General features: G+C 45.9%; 18 protein-coding genes. 10 read left to right on the top strand and 8 right to left on the bottom strand.

Annotated features, from left to right (window positions below):
- Positions 1-458 precede the first annotated feature (458 nt).
- On the bottom strand, positions 459-2393 hold the full coding sequence (locus QUA97_RS26430; protein WP_194071057.1) for a serine/threonine-protein kinase: 1935 nt from the start codon (positions 2391-2393) through the stop codon (positions 459-461).
- 69 nt (positions 2394-2462) lie between these two features.
- On the opposite strand from QUA97_RS26430, the gene QUA97_RS26425 reads away from it, so the two are divergent.
- The 3 genes from QUA97_RS26425 (at position 2463) to QUA97_RS26415 (ending at position 4039) form a co-directional block, all read left to right on the top strand.
- Positions 2463-2708: a hypothetical protein gene (locus QUA97_RS26425; RefSeq protein ID WP_333197166.1), complete on the top strand. Its 246-nt coding sequence runs from the start codon at positions 2463-2465 to the stop codon at positions 2706-2708.
- 171 nt (positions 2709-2879) lie between these two features.
- Positions 2880-3362 (top strand): 2Fe-2S iron-sulfur cluster-binding protein, encoded by a 483-nt coding sequence (locus QUA97_RS26420; protein WP_194071056.1) that lies wholly within the window; start codon positions 2880-2882, stop codon positions 3360-3362.
- Between the two features lie 206 nt (positions 3363-3568).
- Positions 3569-4039 carry a phycobilisome protein gene (locus tag QUA97_RS26415; protein ID WP_194011820.1) on the top strand — a complete coding sequence of 157 codons (471 nt, stop codon included), beginning with the start codon at positions 3569-3571 and terminating at the stop codon, positions 4037-4039.
- Positions 4040-4059: 20 nt separating this feature from the next.
- Here QUA97_RS26415 and QUA97_RS26410 read toward each other — a convergent pair whose 3' ends face one another.
- From QUA97_RS26410 to QUA97_RS26385, 6 genes are all read right to left on the bottom strand, one after another.
- Positions 4060-5226, bottom strand: a complete 1167-nt coding sequence (locus tag QUA97_RS26410) for a pentapeptide repeat-containing protein (RefSeq protein ID WP_194071055.1) — start codon at positions 5224-5226, stop codon at positions 4060-4062.
- Positions 5227-5945: 719 nt separating this feature from the next.
- Positions 5946-6611 carry a V4R domain-containing protein gene (locus tag QUA97_RS26405; RefSeq protein WP_194071054.1) on the bottom strand — a complete coding sequence of 222 codons (666 nt, stop codon included), beginning with the start codon at positions 6609-6611 and terminating at the stop codon, positions 5946-5948.
- 69 nt (positions 6612-6680) lie between these two features.
- Positions 6681-7154, bottom strand: coding sequence for a phycobilisome protein (locus QUA97_RS26400; RefSeq protein WP_194071053.1), 474 nt, complete (start codon positions 7152-7154; stop codon positions 6681-6683).
- 128 nt (positions 7155-7282) lie between these two features.
- Positions 7283-7474 carry a zinc ribbon domain-containing protein gene (locus QUA97_RS26395; RefSeq protein ID WP_194071058.1) on the bottom strand — a complete coding sequence of 64 codons (192 nt, stop codon included), beginning with the start codon at positions 7472-7474 and terminating at the stop codon, positions 7283-7285.
- Positions 7475-7706: 232 nt separating this feature from the next.
- Positions 7707-7973, bottom strand: coding sequence for a hypothetical protein (locus tag QUA97_RS26390; RefSeq protein WP_194011816.1), 267 nt, complete (start codon positions 7971-7973; stop codon positions 7707-7709).
- 93 nt (positions 7974-8066) lie between these two features.
- Positions 8067-8768: a V4R domain-containing protein gene (locus QUA97_RS26385; protein WP_194071052.1), complete on the bottom strand. Its 702-nt coding sequence runs from the start codon at positions 8766-8768 to the stop codon at positions 8067-8069.
- Between the two features lie 416 nt (positions 8769-9184).
- Between QUA97_RS26385 and QUA97_RS26380 the strand changes: the two genes are divergently transcribed.
- From QUA97_RS26380 to QUA97_RS26350, 7 genes are all read left to right on the top strand, one after another.
- Complete coding sequence (locus tag QUA97_RS26380) at positions 9185-11005, top strand: caspase family protein (RefSeq protein WP_333197158.1); 1821 nt, start codon at positions 9185-9187, stop codon at positions 11003-11005.
- Positions 11006-13011: 2006 nt separating this feature from the next.
- Complete coding sequence (locus QUA97_RS26375; protein WP_228042412.1) at positions 13012-13179, top strand: hypothetical protein; 168 nt, start codon at positions 13012-13014, stop codon at positions 13177-13179.
- A gap of 173 nt (positions 13180-13352) precedes the next feature.
- Positions 13353-13478, top strand: coding sequence for a hypothetical protein (locus QUA97_RS26370; RefSeq protein ID WP_255513014.1), 126 nt, complete (start codon positions 13353-13355; stop codon positions 13476-13478).
- Between the two features lie 417 nt (positions 13479-13895).
- Positions 13896-14147, top strand: coding sequence for a TIGR02450 family Trp-rich protein (locus QUA97_RS26365; protein ID WP_194071159.1), 252 nt, complete (start codon positions 13896-13898; stop codon positions 14145-14147).
- A gap of 399 nt (positions 14148-14546) precedes the next feature.
- Complete coding sequence (locus tag QUA97_RS26360; protein ID WP_194071160.1) at positions 14547-14684, top strand: hypothetical protein; 138 nt, start codon at positions 14547-14549, stop codon at positions 14682-14684.
- 4 nt (positions 14685-14688) lie between these two features.
- A complete protein-coding gene (locus QUA97_RS26355) occupies positions 14689-15606 on the top strand; it encodes a fructosamine kinase family protein (RefSeq protein WP_194071161.1) in 918 nt (305 codons plus the stop codon).
- A gap of 35 nt (positions 15607-15641) precedes the next feature.
- On the top strand, positions 15642-16070 hold the full coding sequence (locus QUA97_RS26350) for a hypothetical protein (protein WP_194071162.1): 429 nt from the start codon (positions 15642-15644) through the stop codon (positions 16068-16070).
- 404 nt (positions 16071-16474) lie between these two features.
- Here QUA97_RS26350 and QUA97_RS26345 read toward each other — a convergent pair whose 3' ends face one another.
- On the bottom strand, positions 16475-18175 hold the full coding sequence (locus tag QUA97_RS26345) for an ABC-F family ATP-binding cassette domain-containing protein (RefSeq protein WP_194011810.1): 1701 nt from the start codon (positions 18173-18175) through the stop codon (positions 16475-16477).
- Positions 18176-18526 lie beyond the last annotated feature (351 nt).

Genomic DNA, 18526 nt, shown 5'->3' with positions numbered 1-18526 from the left:
CTGAGTTGTCAAGCTTTTTTGCAAAGTTTTCTGCTTGATTTGGAAGTCATAGGCAGCAAGGGTTTCCACTGCTGAGTTTTGTTTTTCATCCCCTAGCTCACTCCTCTTTGCCCCCAACACGCCCTTTTTCCACTGCTAACCGTCTTTTTGGCTGGTCTGTCATCAAGGCCATATAAAATGCTTCGCAAGGTAAAAGACGATCGCACTTAATCGCCCGATCGCGCTGGAGCTAGGGTGTGACGACCGATCGCACGGTTCACCATCACACAAGCAGGTGGTTGGTGAACCTCACTCATATATATAAGTAGTGCGCGCACTCGCTGGACTTGACGAAAGGGGGGTTGGACGTAGGATTAACCCGATCGCCCGCGTGCCGTGTCCCGTTAGACCAAAATCACCCGCAACTAAACTCTCCTTAATTCAAACAACCCCGAAACACCTGATAGTTAAGTTAGTTATCAGCCTTTGAGGTTCGATATCGAGCTAGCCTCCTCAACGCCTACATCTAAAAAGTGTAAGTGACCCTCCGAATCAGTATTCGTAGCAATCACCAAACCCGTCTTCCCCCAAGGGGCGATCGCCCTAGGTGTAGCGGGGCTGCTAAAATTCCCTACTTGAGTACCTTGACTGTTTAAAACGAGAATCTGCCCCGCAACATCCGCCAAAACCCATCCCCAATTAGCCACACAAGCAGAGACGGGCAAACTTTCCAGGGGAATCCGAGCTACCTTGAGCGGCCACAATTTCATCAACAACACGGCCGCTTTCCCAGATTGAGGAATTCCCAGCAAAGTATAAGGCTCAGGTGTCAGCAGCATCTCTCCGACGCTGGCAGACAACCGCACAGAACCCACCGAATTGCCGCGACGAGTGTAAACCCTAAAAATAGTTTGGGGATTTTTCGGTTCGTTGTCCGGCCAAATGGCTAAGACGTGTCGCCCATCCAAAAACATTAATTCAGGTAAATAGTGTTCCGCGAACGGTACAGTAGCGATCGACCTGGGAGCTTGTTCTAAATTGCCCTCGGCAATGTTTGCACCTAAAGCATAAAAGCGCAGTTCTCCCGGAACAGCCACTGTCAACCAGCGGCCGTGAGAATCAACAGCAGCTTTAAAAGCATCCGCACCTTGCCTTAAACCCGTATCCAGCAAGCAGTGAGGTTCCCAAGATCGATCGCCCATCCAGTAAATTTTTTGTGGAGTCAGAACGCAGCAGCCGTGGGAAGTCGGTAAAATGCCACGCACGGTTTCCGGCATAGATATAGAAGTCGGCATTTCTTCGGTAACTAGCGGATTTTCCGGCTGACACCAAACCTTCACATCTTTATCTACTGCAGCGTAGAGATACTTCTCAGTCGCAATCAAAGCCGTCAGCGGTGCAGAAAGTATCAGCGGCTTTGGCTGCGAAACCGCATAACGCACAGTCTGAAGTAAATTAATAGCCTGCCCTGATGGTTCTTTCTCTTCGACTTGGGTCAAAGAATCAGTGTCGGACTTCAGACTTTTAGCGCCGCGGGTTGCGGGATTTTCCCAAGGAACTATGCAGTCGCCCAATTGCCTGACAGCGGGGTCGTACAGGATCAGCCGCAGAGCTTGAGCCATTTGGGAAGCACTGGCAAAACGCCGGGCCGGAAGCTTTTCCAAAGATTTTTTGACTATTGCTTGTAAAGGTTCGGGAATAGCGTCGGGAAGTTGCAAGCGTTGATTCAGGTGCGCCCACCTCAAGTCTCCGGGGGTTCCACCGAAAGGGCGGTAGCCCATTAGCAACTCAAACAACAGAATTCCCACTGCATATATATCTGACATGGGGGAATAAAGACCGTAAAACCGCTCTGGGGCCATGTAAGCGGGGGAACCTACGGTAGCGTCTGGAGAAAGTTCTTGATGGAGGCGAGTTGTACCGATTTCTGGCAGCCGGCGGGCGATACCAAAGTCAGACAGGCGTGGCGACCAACCTCTGGAGCCTAGAGTTAGGAGAATATTTTCTGGTTTTACGTCGCAGTGAACTACACCTCGGCGGTGGGCGTAGTCTAAGCCTGTTAAAACTTCCATGACTAACTGCAAACCTTCGAGCAGCCGCAAGGGACGGTCTTGTTTGAGCAGGTTGCGGAGGGTTCCGCCCTCGCAGTAGTCCATGACCAAGTACCTGCCTGTAGCTGTGTGTTCTAGAGCTCGGCAGGTGACAATGTTGGGGTGCTGCAAGGTGATCAGAAACCACAGCTCTCGCAAGAATTCGCTAGTTGGGGCTTTTTGATGGCTGAGTTCTTTGAGAGCAACCAGTTGGCTGGTGAGGCGGGAGTCTTTGGCGGGAGTTTCTCGAACGCTGGCACAAAATACCCGACCGAATTGCCCTTGTCCGACTAGCCCTAAAATACGGTATTTAGAATGTTGCATCTGTCTAATTATAGGAAATGCTTGAGCTAGTATTAAAATATGTAAAAAATTCTGACCAAAATTCAAACTTTGAATCGATCGCCAGTTACTGCTATGTTATCTCAGGTTCATTCTCGGCTGACTAAAGGCGATCGCGCAATCGCACCTACTAAAATCCTTGAGCTTCGGAATCAGTATCAATATTGCCTGATTCGGATGCCCGATCTGGAACTACCCGTGGCTGCTATTTTAGTCGATCGCGAGTATTACAGTTTGTTTAAGGCTTTGGAGAAACCGTCTCAGGTTTTAGCCATCGCAGCTTACGTTGGGGAATAGGGCGACTCAACAGCGATTACCAAAACAGCACTCGCGGTTATGCAATCAGGGTTCGAGAACCGGAAGCCGATGCTGTCAAACAATCTTAACGTTTTTACGAATCACCCCAAATTGTTTGAACTTTAAATATTTCACGCTGGCATACTTAATTGGACAGAATGAAAAATCAATATGGTTAAAATTATTAGACTAGATCCAATTGCCGAAGAAATGGCAGTGGAAACCCGATCGAATATCCTGTCTGCCTTACTTTCCAAAGACTTAGACGTTCTCAAGGAATGCGGAGGGCGGGGAATGTGCGCTACCTGCCACGTTTACATTAAAGACGGCATGGAAGGCTTGTCTGACATCAACCGCCGCGAGAGGAGGACGTTGGAAGTCATTACTACAGCTCAAGCCAATTCGCGACTTGCTTGTCAGGCGCAAATTATCGGCGAGGGTGTGGTTGTACAGATACCTGCGGGGATGTACATCAATGCTATCGAAAATGTGGAAGCTCTGATCGGCCGCCGGGCCCAGCAAGATTTGCTACACCCAATTACGGGTCAAGTAGTTGTGGAATCGGGAAAGTTGATTACTCGTTCGATCGTTGCACAGCTTAATGAAACCCGCTTCCAAGTAGGACAATATTTAGTTCGGACTAAAGAAGCGTAAATTACCAACGTTATACCATTTTTCTAAAGATGTGCTGATGAAGTCTTAGCCCCCCGATGCTTTGGGGGGAGTTGGGGGGGTAATATCTAGCGCTACTTTATGAAATTGGTATTAATCTAATTGCGGATGGGGGAAGCTGCCCCAATTAGCGTCAAAACTTGATATGTTGTATTTAAACAGATTGTTGCCCAAAATAAAAAAATTATATGCTGAGCCAACTTGCGCGTTTAAGTACGGAAGCAGACGGACGCTACGCCACTGCTGACGAGCTCCAATTTTTGAAAGACTACTTTCAGTCTTTGAATCACCGGATGAGTGCTTATAAAAAAATTCAAGCCTCTGAAACAGAAATTATGCGGCAAGTGGAAGCACAAATGCGGTCTCTCGACCCTAATTTATTTCGCCGGGGGACTCAAGATGTGACTGAAAAGTGCCGTGGAGATATTCTGCGGGTGTTGAGGCATTCGACGGCAGCACTGTTGATTAATGATACTGAACGGTTGCGCGATCGACTATTGCTTTGGTTGCAAACTATTTTAGGTGCTGTTCAAGTTAGAAATATTGCGACCGTGACCTACGATGTGATGAAAAAGGTACTCAAACAATATCTCACGACTGAAGAAACCAACCTATTTTTTCCTATTCTGGACATGAACCGCACTTTACTGGGCAAATAATCAAGGGAGTTAACACCTTCTTAACCGCGATAAATTTTGCCGTTAGGAAGAATGGCTCCAATCAATTTTGCTCCAGTCAAAGTGGCCTCAGTGAGAATGGCTCCCCGGAGGTTGGCTCCTGTCAAGTCAGCTTTCCGTAAGTTGGCTTTACTCAGGTTAGCTTTGCTCAAATCAATTTCGTGTAGGCAAGAATTAGAAAGGTTGGCACTAATCAGGTAGGCTCCGCTCAAGTTGGCTTTGCTGAGGTTGGCCCCGCTCAAGTTGGCTTCCATCAGATAAGCACCGCTGAAATTAGCTTCGTTTAACAATGCCTCTGCCATATTGATTCCAGTTAAAAGTTTGCCACTCAAATCTACACCAGTCAGGTCTGCGTTGCTGAGGTTGATACCGCTTAAGTGACAGCCATTCAAAGCAATCTTTCTCAGGTAGGTTTTGCTGAGGTCTGCTTTGCACAAGTTGGCTCTTTCCAAGCAAGCTTCGGTGAGGTCTGATTCGCTCAAACACGCGCCGTTTAAATAGGCTTGAGTGAGGTTGGCTCGTCTGAGGTTAGCTTTCAAAAGGTTGGCACCGGTGAGGTTGGCACCGGTGAGGTTGGCTCCGGCTAGATTGGCTTTGGACAATTCAGCTCCGGTGAGCTGTGCTTGGCTCAAGTCTGCTTCTTTGAGACTGGCTAGACTCAAGTCTGCATCTTTCAAGTTTGCCCCGTTGAGATTAGCTTTAATCAGATAGGCTTTACTGAGATTGGCCTCGCACAGAACGACTTTGGAGAGTTTTGCCGCGCTCATATCTGCACCTATGAGACTAGCCTTGAGGAGAATTGCTCCAGTCAGGTTTGCCCAATTCAGGTGAGCACCACTGAGGTTGGCTCCGGTGAGGTTGGCTCCGGTGAGGTTGGCTCCGCTCAGACTTGCAGCCATGAGGTTGGCGCCGGTGAGGTTTGCTCCGCTGAGGTCGGCTTTGCTGAGGTTTGCTCGGCTCAGATGGGCTTTGGTGAGGTCGGCCCCACTGAGATTGGCACCAATTAAGTAGGGTCGCTGCTGGTGTTCGTTGAGGTTGTCCAAACGTAGAGTTGGAGCATCGCTGGAACGGAATAAATCGATCGGACTCAACACAATGCCGCGCAGGTTTGCCTGTCTAAAATCTCTTTCGCCGGCTGCATATCGATTTAGAAGTTCATTGGCGTCCATTAAGTTAGATCAAAAAAATTGAGGTTGTGATTGCTTTTAAGTTTTATGAGTTTGTTGGGTAAGTTGTGAATTGTCTAGCTGCGAGTTTCCAACTTTTTTTGATGGCTAAAACCATTTTTAAAACTCTGTAGCTTTTTTATAATTTAACTTACTTTTTAGATGTTTTTGTAGATGCAATGGTGGAAGAATAATCTCGTTGGCAGTAGATTGACAACAATAAGATTGATTCGTAGTGCGGACTAAAGTCCGCTCTCAGGCTGCGGACTAAAGTCCGCACTACGAAATATTTTTGTTATGGTAATTTACCAGACATGATAAAGTCCATCTGAATATTGGAGCATCTCCGGCTGTGTAAAAATATTGTTTTAGTTGAGTGCTGTCCGCCAAGAGCGAGTGTTGTATAACCTGTGCTGTGCGGGGGGCAGGACTACAAATGCAAAATTTAGATGCTCCCTCTGATAGCAGTCTCCTAAAAAGAAAATTTTAGGCCTGCGTTCCCCACTATAGCAGCGATCGTACCACGTCGGCTCAATTTGCTGCAATCTATAAAAATTGGTAATGAGGAATGCAAGTCCTCATCATTAGAGGACTTGCATTCCTTTCGATCGAACCCATCTGATTGCGATCGCCATTTTCGGAGATGATATTAGTTTTTATTGACCGAAAATTTAAAATATTATCACAGCTATTATAAACCAACTAATAGCTGTGATAATAAGTCAGTTTTTGGGTTTGCAAAGTTTACTAATAATAGCTTCGTGAGTTTCTCCTTCTTCGAGCATTAAATCTGCTGGTTGCAGGCGATCGCGTATCCCTAAAATAAAGCGGTTGCAGTCAGAACCCAAGGATTCGCAAGAAGTTTGCAGGCAGTGGAGTTCTCTACCTGTAAGCTGAGTAAAGAAGGAACTTAAGATTCCTGCTTCTAAAAAACAGGCTGGCCACTTGGATTTGGGGGCTGTTTTGGCAAACAGAGAGTTAGTAATTTTTACTATTAAAAATCCCTGTTCGGAATAGCTGGGGTCAAGTTCAAATGTTCCCCATCCGTGAGTTTTCCAGCACTGTTGCAGGGACTGCAGAAATTCTACCATTTCCATTTCGGAAACTGGCTGACCGTAGTATTCGCTGACTTCTTCGCAAAAACGCACGTAGAAGTTTTTTCCCCACCAGCGACCGCAGTTAAAAAGGACGAGTCGGGAGGCTTGACCGGTTTCTTGTTCTAAGCCGATATAAATGGCTTGAATTAGTGTTTCTGGGAGGGCTATGAGTCGATCGCCCCGGCGGTTCTCCAGCAGCCCGAGTTCAAGGTCGCCTCGGACGTAGGCATCGCTAGCAAAGTAGTTTCCAGGGAGTCGGGGCTGTTTGAGCAGGTCGGCAATATTAATCATTGGAAATTAGGAATTAGGAATTGGGAATTGGGCGGAGCGAAGCGGAGGGATTGGGAATTGGGAATTTGCCTATTCTTCGTTATCTCGATCGATAATCATTGACTGTGCTTGGTCAAAGAATGGTTGCAATATAGCTCTGGCTTGCTCAGAAAGTAGTTCTTTTAAGCGAGTTTGTAGCATATTGCAAACACTTATTTCGATTTTTTGAGTGTGGTGGGCTTCGACGATGCCGGAAACCCAGTCAAGGAGTCGCTGTTCGAGAAAATCTCGATCGTTGAGCAGCATGGCCATAGAGCTGTACCGCAAGACTAAGAGCCAGTGTTTGAGCGATCGTTCTAGGGTTTCTGATTTTTCATCTGGGAATGCTTCTTGTAGCTGGTTGGCGATTGGTTGGAAGATGCTTGCTTCCTTCTCTCGCAAAAATTCATAAATTTTTAAGCGCTGGGAGAGGGTTGCAATTTGACGCTTAAAAGCTATGAGTTCTTCGCCTTTTAAAAAACGGTTTTCTGCCTGATCCAGCAGCGCCTCAATTTCAGGGTGCATAATTTTAATTTAGTGGTAATCGGTTATTGTTGACATACTCCAAGCGCATAAACGCACTCTTGATTCCAAGAATTACTTCTTAGACTTTCTGTTTCTAGGCAACTAACTGCCCGACAGTAGTATTTCTGTTAAGTCTTACGTTCGCTCCACAGACTGAAACGGCAAGACCTGCCGCCCAAATATTTAATAGCTGAATTAATATCGCGGTCATGGTTGGCCCCGCATTTAGGAAAATCCCACTTTCTGGTATTTACTGGTAACTTATCTACAATATTACCGTAATTCCGGCAACGCCTATAGCTAGAAAACCATCGGTCAATTTTGACAAATGTCCTACGGTACTACTCACACTTATATTCAACTTGCGTGATTAATTCTTCCCAACTGGCATCACTAATAGAATCGGTACTTGAATGCTCTCTGTGTCATGTCTCACACCATAGCATTTATTCTCTAAAAGGAAGGAGGAATGAAGAAGGAAGAAGACAAATGGAAGTTGGAAGAAGGAAGGGGGAAGATAGATTTTTTTTTGTTTTCTCTTCCCCAAACAGATTAAAAGAGGTCGAATAGGTCGTCAATGGTGACTTCGGCTGGTTCGGAAATAGAAATTACTGGCAAGGGTGGCGGTAGGGGCAGGGATCCAACTTGGGGAATTCCTTCCCAAGAAATAGCTTGAAAAAATTCGGCTACCGATCGGGTTAAAGTCAGGACTTGACGGGGAGTGGAGCCATTTTGGGTTTCTAAAGGTTTTCCCAGCCAATTGTAGTTATTAAAGAAGTCTTGGACAGACTTGTCCAACCATAAAGTTTGACTTTTCATCTTTCTTCCTGCCTGGAGAGGTCCACCGTCGCACTTTCGATCGCGAATTGGTGGGAGGAAAGGCAGGGCAGGGTATGTGCCTTTCCAGGTTGTTTAGCGCAACATTTCACCGTTTTGCAGTCGATTTTCAATATCGCGGGCGTTAGCACCTTCGTTAAGCCAGAATGCTGCTGCATCAATTTTATCTGGGTTGCCGAGGAGGAATTTACAATAGGTTTCTCCCATCGAGTAACATTGGAGTTCTATGCAGCTTAGAGGCTTTTTGACTAGAGCTCCGAAGAAACCTGCAAACAAACCGGCGTATAGGTGACAGACTGGTTTGCCCACGTCGCCCAACGTGCGAGCAACTGCTGAGTCAAAGAGGTTGATGAAGATGCACCCGTTTTTGCGATCGCTCATGTCCACTTCCCAACGACCCCAACCTTGAGCTGTGAACGGCCACCACCAAGTTTCTAGCAGAAACATGAGATTTGACTGGCGAATGTTCTGGTCGAATTCGGCACTAAACCATTTTTGAAAAAATTCGGAATCTTGGACTCCCCACTGACAACCAATAGTATACATGATTACAGAAGAAGCAGGGCCGACTTCTTCTTCGAGTCCTTCTACCAAGCCGATGATGAAGTCTTCGCTGGTAAAAATGTTGCGCGACTTACCCCAGTCGTTGATTGTTCCAAACTGGCGATCGAAGGCAAAAAAGTCCTGAAACCTATAATGGTTGTGGCTTTTAGGAAATTTTTTCTTGAGTGGGGACTCGCTGGGGGTGGCAATTTCTTTTTGAACTGTAGAGACCATTTAGCGGGTTACTCCTGTTTTGTGTAGTTTGCAAAAAATTAGAATCAAATAGAACAAATAGAGCGGCCTGTGTATCCAATTTAACGTCATTTTTCTGAATAGAGGTAGAGGGTATAATTTTTGACTGGAATATATAGCCTTTCGAGCTCTAATATGAGGTACTATCCGGCCTAGGGCATCTTGCCCCCCGAGGGAAGTCGAAGGGTGGGCATAGGCCGGATAGGGCATAGCTCACCACGCAATCGAACCGCTATATTAAGCTGTGAAACTTTGAGGATGCTGATTTTGGATGATTGGGAGTTGTGGCTGGGGAGAATTGCTGTCGGAGGCTAGAAGGTAAAAGCGGATATAACGTTAAACGACTATGTGTTATCGTTTTGTGCAAGCTGTTAACTATATATATAGGGTATAGGGCGATGAAACATCACGCTTGTATTGCAATAGGCATCAATCAATATCAGTTACTCCAGCCTTTGAGTTATGCCCAAGAGGATGCAGAGGCACTGTACGGTTTTTTGACTGAGGAGGCTGGTTTTGCACCGGAGGGATGTCTGCTGATGACGGATAGCTCGCCGTCGCTGTGGGGTCAATCAACGTATCCGAATCGCGAAAATATTCTGAGGTTGACGCAAAACCTGTGCGCGGAACACTTGCAACAGGGAGATATACTCTGGTGTTTTTTTAGCGGCTACGGTGTCAGCTATGAAGGAAAGGATTATTTGATGCCGGCGGATGGAAATCCGGCGGACATTGAGGGTACGGGGATTTCCGTAGAGTTCCTGTTGAATACTCTGAAAAAGGCTCCTACGGAAACGGTGTTGGTGCTGGTTGATATGAACCGCAGCCAGATTGTGAAGGCGGGGGAAACGATCGGCGCTCAAACGGCCGAGGTGGCGCGGGAGTTAGAAATCCCGACGGTGCTTTCTTGCCGCCCGAATCAAGTTTCGCGGGAAACTTCGGCTTTGCGTCAGGGATTTTTTACGACGGCGCTTTTGGAGGGCTTGCGATCGGGACAGTGCACGACGCTTAAGGGTTTAGACCGTTTCTTGAGCGATCGGCTCCCGGAGCTGTGCGACCACCATTTGCGTCCGAAACAAGAACCTTTGATGGTGGTGAATCCTCCAGGAAAGGCTCATTTGGTGATTTTGCCGGATGCGAATGGGGTGCCAACTGCGGCGCTGGCGGGACGGAATGGGAATATGGCTGTTGGTGTGGCTGAGGGGTTCGATCGCCCACAAGTCGGAGTGGCTACGGCTAGCATCGATCGGCCGGAGGCTGCTAACAATGCGATTGATGCGCCGGTGGAGAAGCCGTCTGTGTCGCCGCCAAATGTTGTCCCTGCTGCTGGTGGGGGGAACGATCGACCGAACTCGGTACCTCCGCAGGATGCGGATCGCAGCGGCTCGGACAAGTCGTTTTTGCAGCAGCTAGTTTTGTGGAGTGGAGCTACGGCTTTGGTGCTGCTGTTGGGTGTTTTTCTGACGAACCGATCGATTTTTATCGGCCAGCAGGAATCAGAGCCTCCATCGCCTGTTGAGAATGCCCAAAATCCTCCGCCTAAAAAATCTACTGCTGCTATTTTGCCGCAGAAGCAACCGCAGGCGGTGGAAGCCGCGAGTGGAACCAAGCAAACTGAGTCAAGCCAGCAGGTGTGGGCTGAGGCGAAAACTTTCCTTAAGGATGGTTCGGCTTCTAGTTTTAATCGAGCGGTGGTTAAGGCTCGAACGATTGCGGCTAGCGATCCGCTCTACCCACAGGCTCAGGAGGATATTGAGCGCTGGAGTTTGACGATTTTGGATATTGCTAACGGGCGGGCGACTCGGGGCGACTTTACCGGGGCGATCGCAGCGGCTAAATTGATGCCTGATGTCAATAAGGCGGTTTACAATCAGTCAAAAGAGGCGATCGCTCAGTGGGAAGAGCTATCAAAAGAGCAGCAGGTAAATACTGCTTTGCTATCGGCGGCTAAGGGTCAAATTAAGCGGGGAGTTGCCTCTTCTTACGTTAAAGGCATCCAGCAAGCTAGTAAAATTAAGGCTGGTCAACCCAAGTATGAAGAAGCTCAGCAGTTGATTGGAGAGTGGAGCGAAGCTATTCTGAAAATTGCTCAGTTGCGCGGCTCTCAAGGAAAGCTGAATGATGCGGTTGAAACTGCTTCGCTGATACCGTCGGGTACTAAGAGTTATCAGCCGGCTCAAAAGGCTATCGCCAATTGGAAAGCTAAGCTGAAACGATAGAAAAAAGGTTGGTTTAGTTGATAATTTCCCGGTTTCCACCGGGAAATTATTTTAGCTACCAAGTTGAGGTAGGTCGATCGCCCGATCGCTCTTAACACTGCAAGAGAATACCTACAGAGCGATTAACACCCATAATTCTATCCACAATTTCCCCTCCGTCAATTTTGCCGGAGGGGATTTTATATGCTGTCGGAGCGATGTTTTTTTGTTGAGCCAACAATCTCCGACGAACTGGTTAATTAATATCTTTAATTCACGTCCTGGAACTCGATCGACAGGGAAGATCGATCGCGCAAGCTGTTGACCGTGCAGTTTTCGCTCGCTTGATTATACCATATCTTCGAGCTATTGCGCGATCGCGCTTCAAGAAAACATTTAAGCGCGATCGAAATGAGTTCCTCCCGATTGACGCGCCCGTCCACAGTAGAAAACCTGTTTTTTTCAACCCGAAGGATAGCGGTAACGATGTGTTTAAAAGAAATCAGGACTTAGGCAAATAAACCGGGTTTGTCTCATAATATCAAATCCTCTCTTCATCGGAATAGTAAATTCACTGTTGACTGTTGACTGTTGACTGTTAACAGTTAACATCATGTATGAGTGCAAACGTAATTAATATAAATATTGGTTTTTTCAGTATAAAAAAAGTCTCAACCAGGTTTTTATCCTCGCCTGCGGGAAGTCGTGAAAATAATTCTTTTTGTCTAAATGAGTTGATTTAGCTTGTGAATCAAACCATTAAATGTTAGTTATTTTTAGTTGGTTTAAACTGTAAATACACTTAAATCTTGATTTAATTGTGTCGTATTTTTTCTACAATTACAGTCATTAATACTGGCTCGTAGTGAAGACTTTAGTTAGCACACATGGAAGGAATAAAATCCCGACCAAAAACGTTTTATTGCCAATCTAGCGGATATATTAAATCGCTATATATTTGACATTTTAAACTGATATTACATCAAATAAATCAGCATCACCACAGTAAATTCACTGTTGACTGTTGACTGTTGACTGTTAACTGTTAACATCATGTGTGAGTGCAATCGGAATTGATATCACACACTCAAGGCGAAAAATAATTCTGTACCCTCAACCTAGAGCGTGCGGGTATTGGCCTGTTGATTTGTTTTACTTATATTTTTGAGTAGGAGCAGCTATCGCTAGATGGAAGCCTATTTGAACTGGTGCTATTTTAAAATTATTAGGATCGAGGGGTTTGTGATTAATTATACAAATGAAGGGCGATCGGTAGTTGTAGTCGGCGATCCCCGCCATTAATCGGGAAAACAGATTCATCCCCATTAGCGCAGAATGTCTAGATTCGCCAACAGCGATTTTTCGCTGACAAAAATTACTAAGCTTCCTTAATTAACAATAATCAGAGCTTTGCAACAAAAGCGAAAAAATATATCATTGAGCAACCAGAATCAAAACTTGCTCGCTTGTGGTAGCCCAAGTAACAATACGTATGCCTTAAGTTATAGTTGAGAGCTAAATATAGGACTGCTCTAAATCAATAAGGTAAGGTAGCAGTGTCTGGGTGTTCATGGGGGCGATCGAAAAGGAAGGTTCGGCGATCGATCCCTTCCCAAGGGGGGAGGATAAAACCTAGAAAAGGATGGATCGCGAGGTAATGCCGAACTTTTTGAGTTCAAGAGAGTAGCGCTAGCACTAAACTCTGCATTATTGTGGGAGGTGAGCCAAATTTGTAACAGTTCTTAATTATAAATAATTCTGTCAAAACTGCTAGCATAGTGACACTTTTGCTGGCAAAAACAGATAAAGTAAATAAAGTTGGTTAGCTCTAGACACCCGATCCCCATCCTGGGGATATTGAATCAATTCGATTGGTATCAATTGGTTTTAGAGTTACAACTGGAATCTAAGCATCGCTATTTAACTGAGTTCTTTAGTTAATTTTACTTTTTGCTATGAACGTGGATTTTATCAAAGCCCAAGTCAGGTTGCTACAGGGTGCAAGTTCATCGGAGCGAGAAACCCTTATGAAAAACATCGGTGTCTGTGCTGGCGTGATCAGACCGGGCGAGTACGTGACTCCGCAGCGGAAGCACGCCATCACTCTCTGGCTGCAAACAAATGCGGTGCGACTCCGGCTTCCCCAACTTCCAATGGATTTATCGGGCCAAAAGCCTTCACACGGAAGTCATTAAGGGGGTAGCGACAGAGTACATAAATCAGTCAATCTTACTTAAAAGTGGTTTTTGTTGAGCTGTATAGCGTCAAGGAGACAGGATCGAGATTGAAACCATGTTTGTAGGGAGAGTTGGGCCCGGAAAAACGCCTGCTGACAAGAAGTGGCCTACCGCTTTGGTACAAGCAGGAAATGAACGTCAAAACTGCTAAAAAAGTAGATTTGAGTCAGTTTCGCAGAACGGATGATGGCGCACAACTACAACCAAGGTTATTTGCTTTTAGATTTGAGATTCACGATCGAGTTCGAGCTGCATAAATTTGCTATTTGTCGATCGACCCAAAAAAAGAACCCTATTCCATAGGTATATCTAATTACAGGGGCAGTCACTGAACTGCCCTTAATTTTGAGCTTGGAGGCGAAACTGCTGCAAGTTACAATAAACACATATATAGCCTTTCTCAGCAAGATGAGGTACTATGCGGCATAGGCCTCCGTATAGGGCATCTTGTCCGATCGCGAAGTCGAAGGGTGGGCAATAGGGCAGATCTCACCACGCTTGAGAACCGCTATATATTACAGAGAGAGTTTAGCTTGACTGTCCTGTAAGCTCCAGTTCAGCGAAAGATGATGGAAGAGGTTTTTCGCTCGTGGGGAATGTAGGATTAATATAATAGAGTAGAAGAAGTTATTGCAATTAACTTGCTTTGTCAGATATTTGTTAACGAAAATACTGTGCCGAAGAAACAAAAATTTCCTTATTTAGTTGGTTCCCGATGGACTTCTCACCAAAAAACTTGGGGGTGGCGGCACTTCCAGGTAGTCAACAGAAAAAACGAAGGTAAATGGGTGTTTGCGGAAATGGTGGCGGCTTGCGATCCTAATATCCGTTTTTGGTTGAATGCCAGACAGCTCAAAGATCGATCGCTCTGGGAAGCTGGATGGCAGTCTACGCAAGAATTAAAGGACTTAGAAACAGCAGACTAAAAGACAGCGCTTTGGGGGATAGTCTGATTTTTTAAATGATATAGCGTTTCTCAGAAAGATGAGGTATGCTAATTTATGCTACAAACCTTACACCACCAAGCTTTTTAAGTGAAAATTCGTACCTCATCAATGTGAAAAAGGCTATACAGAATAATGAGTAGATTTAGAAGCCTGTCTCGCCACTGCTATATTTTTTGAATGTTAATAACTATTGTCAAGATAAAGTATTCAAGAGGAAATGCAGCCTGTTCGGGTTCGGTCGATAACGATTATTTGTAAGCTTTCATCGGCAAAAAAATTAACTATATATATTGGTTTGAGAAAATGATTTTTCCCGGATAAATGCAGGGTGCGCGCGAGGGCGATCGGCAATAAGGTAAAGTCTTGTAACAAGATGCAATGCTTACTATTCATGACTTTGAGAGTCAAGCATTTTATTCTGTCTTTGACAAAATGCACGACCTATCACTTGCCTGTGTAGTGAATTCTGTGCTGATTGCTGATACACTAATTGCGATCGCCCTCAAGACAATTTGATGCTATGTGGGACAAAATTGCCGCGCACATCTCTGAAGCAACCGGAGAAACATTTTCCATCGACAACCGCCGTTCAGTCAGTGGCGGCTGCATCAACCAAGGCTATGCTATCAGCAGCAGTAAGCGCACTTATTTCGCGAAAATAAATCAAGCTTCCCAAGTGGCGATGTTTGAAGCTGAGACTCTGGGCTTGCAGCAAATGGCAGAAACTCAGACGATTCGCGTTCCTGAACCGATTTGCTGGGGAACAGAAGGCAATTCTGCTTATATTGTGTTGGAATGGCTGGATTTGCGAGGTGGCGGGGGCGAGATAGCTTGGTCAGAAATGGGGCGCAAACTGGCTCAAATGCACAAATACATCCCTCCCCATCCACCTGGGCTAAAAGGGGGAGAAGAGGGTGATTTAGCCGTTGTGGGCGGACGTTTTGGTTGGGATGTCGATAATACGATCGGCTCAACTCCTCAAATTAATCAATGGACTGGTGACTGGGCGGAATTTTGGGCCGAACATCGGATTGGTTATCAGTTAAAGTTGGCTAATCGTCGGGGCGGAAATTTCAGTCGGGGGGAAAGCTTGCTAGCAGCTATTCCGAAGTTGTTGGAGGGTTACAAGCCTCAACCTTCGTTGGTTCACGGGGATTTGTGGGGAGGAAATGCGTCGGTAACTGCGGCGGGAGAACCGGTAATTTTTGACCCGGCTGCTTATTGGGGCGACAGAGAGGTTGATGTGGCGATGACTGAACTGTTCGGCGGTTTTTCAGCAGCGTTTTATCGGGGTTATAATGAAGTTTGGTTGCTGGATTCTGGCTATGAAAAACGCAAAATACTTTACAATTTATATCATGTATTGAATCATTTTAATTTGTTTGGCGGGGGGTATGAATCGCAGGCCAATCAAATGATTAATATAATTTTGGGTTAAGGTTTCAGTATTAGCTGGATTAGAAGTAATCAACAATGAAGTTTTGGCACTGTTGCACAAAATTGGGATTTACAGTTTTGTTTTTGACCAGCATCGGGGCTAAAAATTCTTTAGCTGCTTTACCCTTACAGGTTGGTGTCTATCACGGTGGCGGTTATCGATACATTCAGATTGCTGAAAAGGAAAATAGAATCTGTTTCAGAGGCTTTTCTTCTAATGGAGTTACGGTGGCTTCCGTTGCTGTGGATAGTCACCGCGAAAACTTTTACACAATCAACGGATTTGACGATACATTTCTGTTGCAACAAGATACAGATACTATCTTATTCGGCCCGATCAATCAGTTGATGAAGTATGTGGCAGATTATGGTTTTCCTAGAGATTTAGGTGATGATTTGCAGCAGTGTCTGAGTTCCGAAAAGCCTTTCTTTAAGCGGAAATCAGGTGGCCGGGGCGATCGCTAAAAGATTTATCCGCCGCACCCTACAGCTACATATTCCTAGGGATGCGGCCACGTCGTGTCCGTAGCAGTCAAGTAGTATCATGTCCGGTCGATTGACGGATCTCGCGATTGGATGGCGCGTGGGTCATATCAAATCCGGTAGCATCGTCCTGTATTCATATCTCTATTCTCTCTCTCTCTGTGTCCTCTGTGTTCTCTGCGGTTAAATCACCTGACGATGCAACCGGAAACGATATCATATCAAATCCTTTCTTCATCGGAATAGTAACTTCACTGTTGACAGTTAACTGTTAACTGTTGACAGTTAACAGTTAACATCATGTATGAGTCAACCGGAATTGATATCAGTCAGTGTCCGCACTACAAACCGTTTTTATGACAGTCATCGAGCGGACATGAGATTACTTACTTTTGTTTGGCTGCGGCTTTTTTCTTGGCTTCTTTTTCGGCTTTTTTAGCCGTTTTCTCTGCTTCAAGTTTTGCTAACTTGGCTTGTTCTTTTTCTTCGGTTATTTTATCTAGGTAGTAATGGTAATCTCCCAGATAAGTCCGAAACTCGCCGTCTCTAACTTCTACTATTTTGTTGGCGACTTGGGAAATAAAATAGCGATCGTGCGAAACGATGATTACGGTGCCGTCGTAGTTCTGAATTGCCTCTTCCATCATCTCCTTGGCGGGAATGTCGAGGTGATTTGTCGGTTCGTCCAAAATTAGCAAATTCACGGGTTCCAGCAGCATCTTTGCTAAAGCTAGGCGGGCTTTTTCTCCGCCGCTGAGAGCGCCGACGTGTTTGAATACTGTTTCGCCGGTAAATAAGAACCGCCCCAATAAGGTGCGAACTTCTTCATTTTTCCAGTCGGGTACTTCGTCGTGAATGGTTTGCATCACGCTTTTATTCAAGTCTAAGGCTTCTGCTTGATTCTGTTCAAAGTAACCGGGGATGACGTTGTGGCCTCCCATTTTGACTGTGCCTTCGGTTGGTTGTTCTAAACCCATAATCAGGCGCAATAGGGTTGATTTGCCTGCGCCGTTGGGGCCGAGAAATGCTATGCGATCGCCTCTTTCAATTAATAAATCTGCTCCCAAAAATAGGATTTTTTCGCCGTAGGTGTGCACCAAGTTTTCAATTATGGCGACTTCCCGGCCGCTGCGGGGGGCGGGGGGAAAGCGGAAATGCAGGGTTTTTAAGCCACCGGTGGGGGCTTCGATGCGTTCGATTTTGTCTAATTGTTTTTCGCGGCTTTTGGCTTGGGTGCTGCGCGTGGCGCTGGCGCGGAATTTTTCAACGAAGGCTTGCTGTTTTTCTAGTTCTTTTTGCTGGCTTTCGTAGGCGCTGAGTTGGGCTTCTCTGGCTTCTGCTTTTTGTTGCAGGTAGGATGAGTAGTTGCCGAGGTAGGTGCTGGAAACGCCGCGTTCGGTTTCGACGATTTGGGTGCAAAGCCGATCGAGAAATTCGCGGTCATGGGATACGATTACCATCGGGGTTGTCAGCCCTTTGAGGTATACTTCCAGCCATTCGATCGTTTCTAAGTCGAGGTGGTTGGTAGGTTCGTCTAGCAGCAGGATGTCGGGTTTTTGGAGGAGAATTTTGCCCAAACTCATCCGCATTTGCCAGCCGCCGCTGAAGGCGCTGACTAATCGATCGCCATCTTCCATCTCAAATCCGATTTCGGGCAGAATTTTCTCGATTTGAGCTTCCAAACCGTAGCCATTTAAGCCTTCAAATTGCCGTTGCAACCGATCCATTTTGTTGATCAGTTGGTCGAGATTTTCTGGGTTGGAGTTTTCCAAGTCTCGGTGGACTTGCATCAAGGATTCGTGAACTTCGTTGGCTTCGCTGAAGGCGCGCCAAAATTCCTCTTTGACGGTGCGGGTGGGATCGATTTCAAATTCTTGGGAGAGGTAGGCGATGTGGAGGCTGGCGGGGCGAATGACTTCGCCGGAGGTGGGTTCGATTTCGCCGGCGATGATTTTGAGTTGGGTGGATTTGCCGGCACCGTTAACGCCTACTAAGCCGATGCGATCGCCCGGTTTGACTTCCCAGGTGACATCTTTGAGTACGACGCCTGTGGGGTAAATTTTACTGATGTGTTCGAGTCGCAGCATTATTATCGAGACTGGGGAAGGGCTGGTTTAGCGGCGGATGGAATACCGGCGCTGAGGTCGAGTTAATCTTAACAAATTTTAATTAAATTTAGTCATTGGGAAGATTTTAGGTTTGAATGGGCGATCGAATTTTAGATTTTGGATTTTAGATTTTAGATTTTAGATTTTGGACGCAGGGTAGGCAGAAACCGGGTTTTTTAGCAAAATACTTCCTACAAAGCCAAAAATTCCTGAAAAACCCGGTTTCTTGGGTGTGTGATATCAAATCCGGTAACATCGGAATGATTCAGATATATATTCTCGGACTCTGTGTACTCTGTGTTCTAGCGCCGGTTAAATCACCTGACGATG

This window comes from Microcoleus sp. CZ3-B2 (assembly GCF_036705055.1).
In the GTDB taxonomy this organism is placed as follows: Bacteria; Cyanobacteriota; Cyanobacteriia; order Cyanobacteriales; family Microcoleaceae; genus Microcoleus.
The sequence above is the reverse complement of the archived record's forward strand: the minus strand, read 5'-3'. Positions and strand labels throughout refer to the sequence as shown.

What these genes read in the sequence shown, in the direction of transcription:
- QUA97_RS26430 (WP_194071057.1), bottom strand. Translation starts at nt 2,393, where the DNA reads ATGCAACATTCTAAATACCGTATTTTAGGGCTAGTCGGACAAGGGCAA.
- QUA97_RS26420 (WP_194071056.1), top strand. Translation starts at nt 2,880, where the DNA reads ATGGTTAAAATTATTAGACTAGATCCAATTGCCGAAGAAATGGCAGTG.
- QUA97_RS26415 (WP_194011820.1), top strand. Translation starts at nt 3,569, where the DNA reads ATGCTGAGCCAACTTGCGCGTTTAAGTACGGAAGCAGACGGACGCTAC.
- QUA97_RS26410 (WP_194071055.1), bottom strand. Translation starts at nt 5,226, where the DNA reads ATGGACGCCAATGAACTTCTAAATCGATATGCAGCCGGCGAAAGAGAT.
- QUA97_RS26405 (WP_194071054.1), bottom strand. Translation starts at nt 6,611, where the DNA reads ATGATTAATATTGCCGACCTGCTCAAACAGCCCCGACTCCCTGGAAAC.
- QUA97_RS26400 (WP_194071053.1), bottom strand. Translation starts at nt 7,154, where the DNA reads ATGCACCCTGAAATTGAGGCGCTGCTGGATCAGGCAGAAAACCGTTTT.
- QUA97_RS26390 (WP_194011816.1), bottom strand. Translation starts at nt 7,973, where the DNA reads ATGAAAAGTCAAACTTTATGGTTGGACAAGTCTGTCCAAGACTTCTTT.
- QUA97_RS26385 (WP_194071052.1), bottom strand. Translation starts at nt 8,768, where the DNA reads ATGGTCTCTACAGTTCAAAAAGAAATTGCCACCCCCAGCGAGTCCCCA.
- QUA97_RS26380 (WP_333197158.1), top strand. Translation starts at nt 9,185, where the DNA reads ATGAAACATCACGCTTGTATTGCAATAGGCATCAATCAATATCAGTTA.
- QUA97_RS26375 (WP_228042412.1), top strand. Translation starts at nt 13,012, where the DNA reads ATGAAAAACATCGGTGTCTGTGCTGGCGTGATCAGACCGGGCGAGTAC.
- QUA97_RS26370 (WP_255513014.1), top strand. Translation starts at nt 13,353, where the DNA reads ATGAACGTCAAAACTGCTAAAAAAGTAGATTTGAGTCAGTTTCGCAGA.
- QUA97_RS26360 (WP_194071160.1), top strand. Translation starts at nt 14,547, where the DNA reads ATGCTTACTATTCATGACTTTGAGAGTCAAGCATTTTATTCTGTCTTT.
- QUA97_RS26355 (WP_194071161.1), top strand. Translation starts at nt 14,689, where the DNA reads ATGTGGGACAAAATTGCCGCGCACATCTCTGAAGCAACCGGAGAAACA.
- QUA97_RS26350 (WP_194071162.1), top strand. Translation starts at nt 15,642, where the DNA reads ATGAAGTTTTGGCACTGTTGCACAAAATTGGGATTTACAGTTTTGTTT.
- QUA97_RS26345 (WP_194011810.1), bottom strand. Translation starts at nt 18,175, where the DNA reads ATGCTGCGACTCGAACACATCAGTAAAATTTACCCCACAGGCGTCGTA.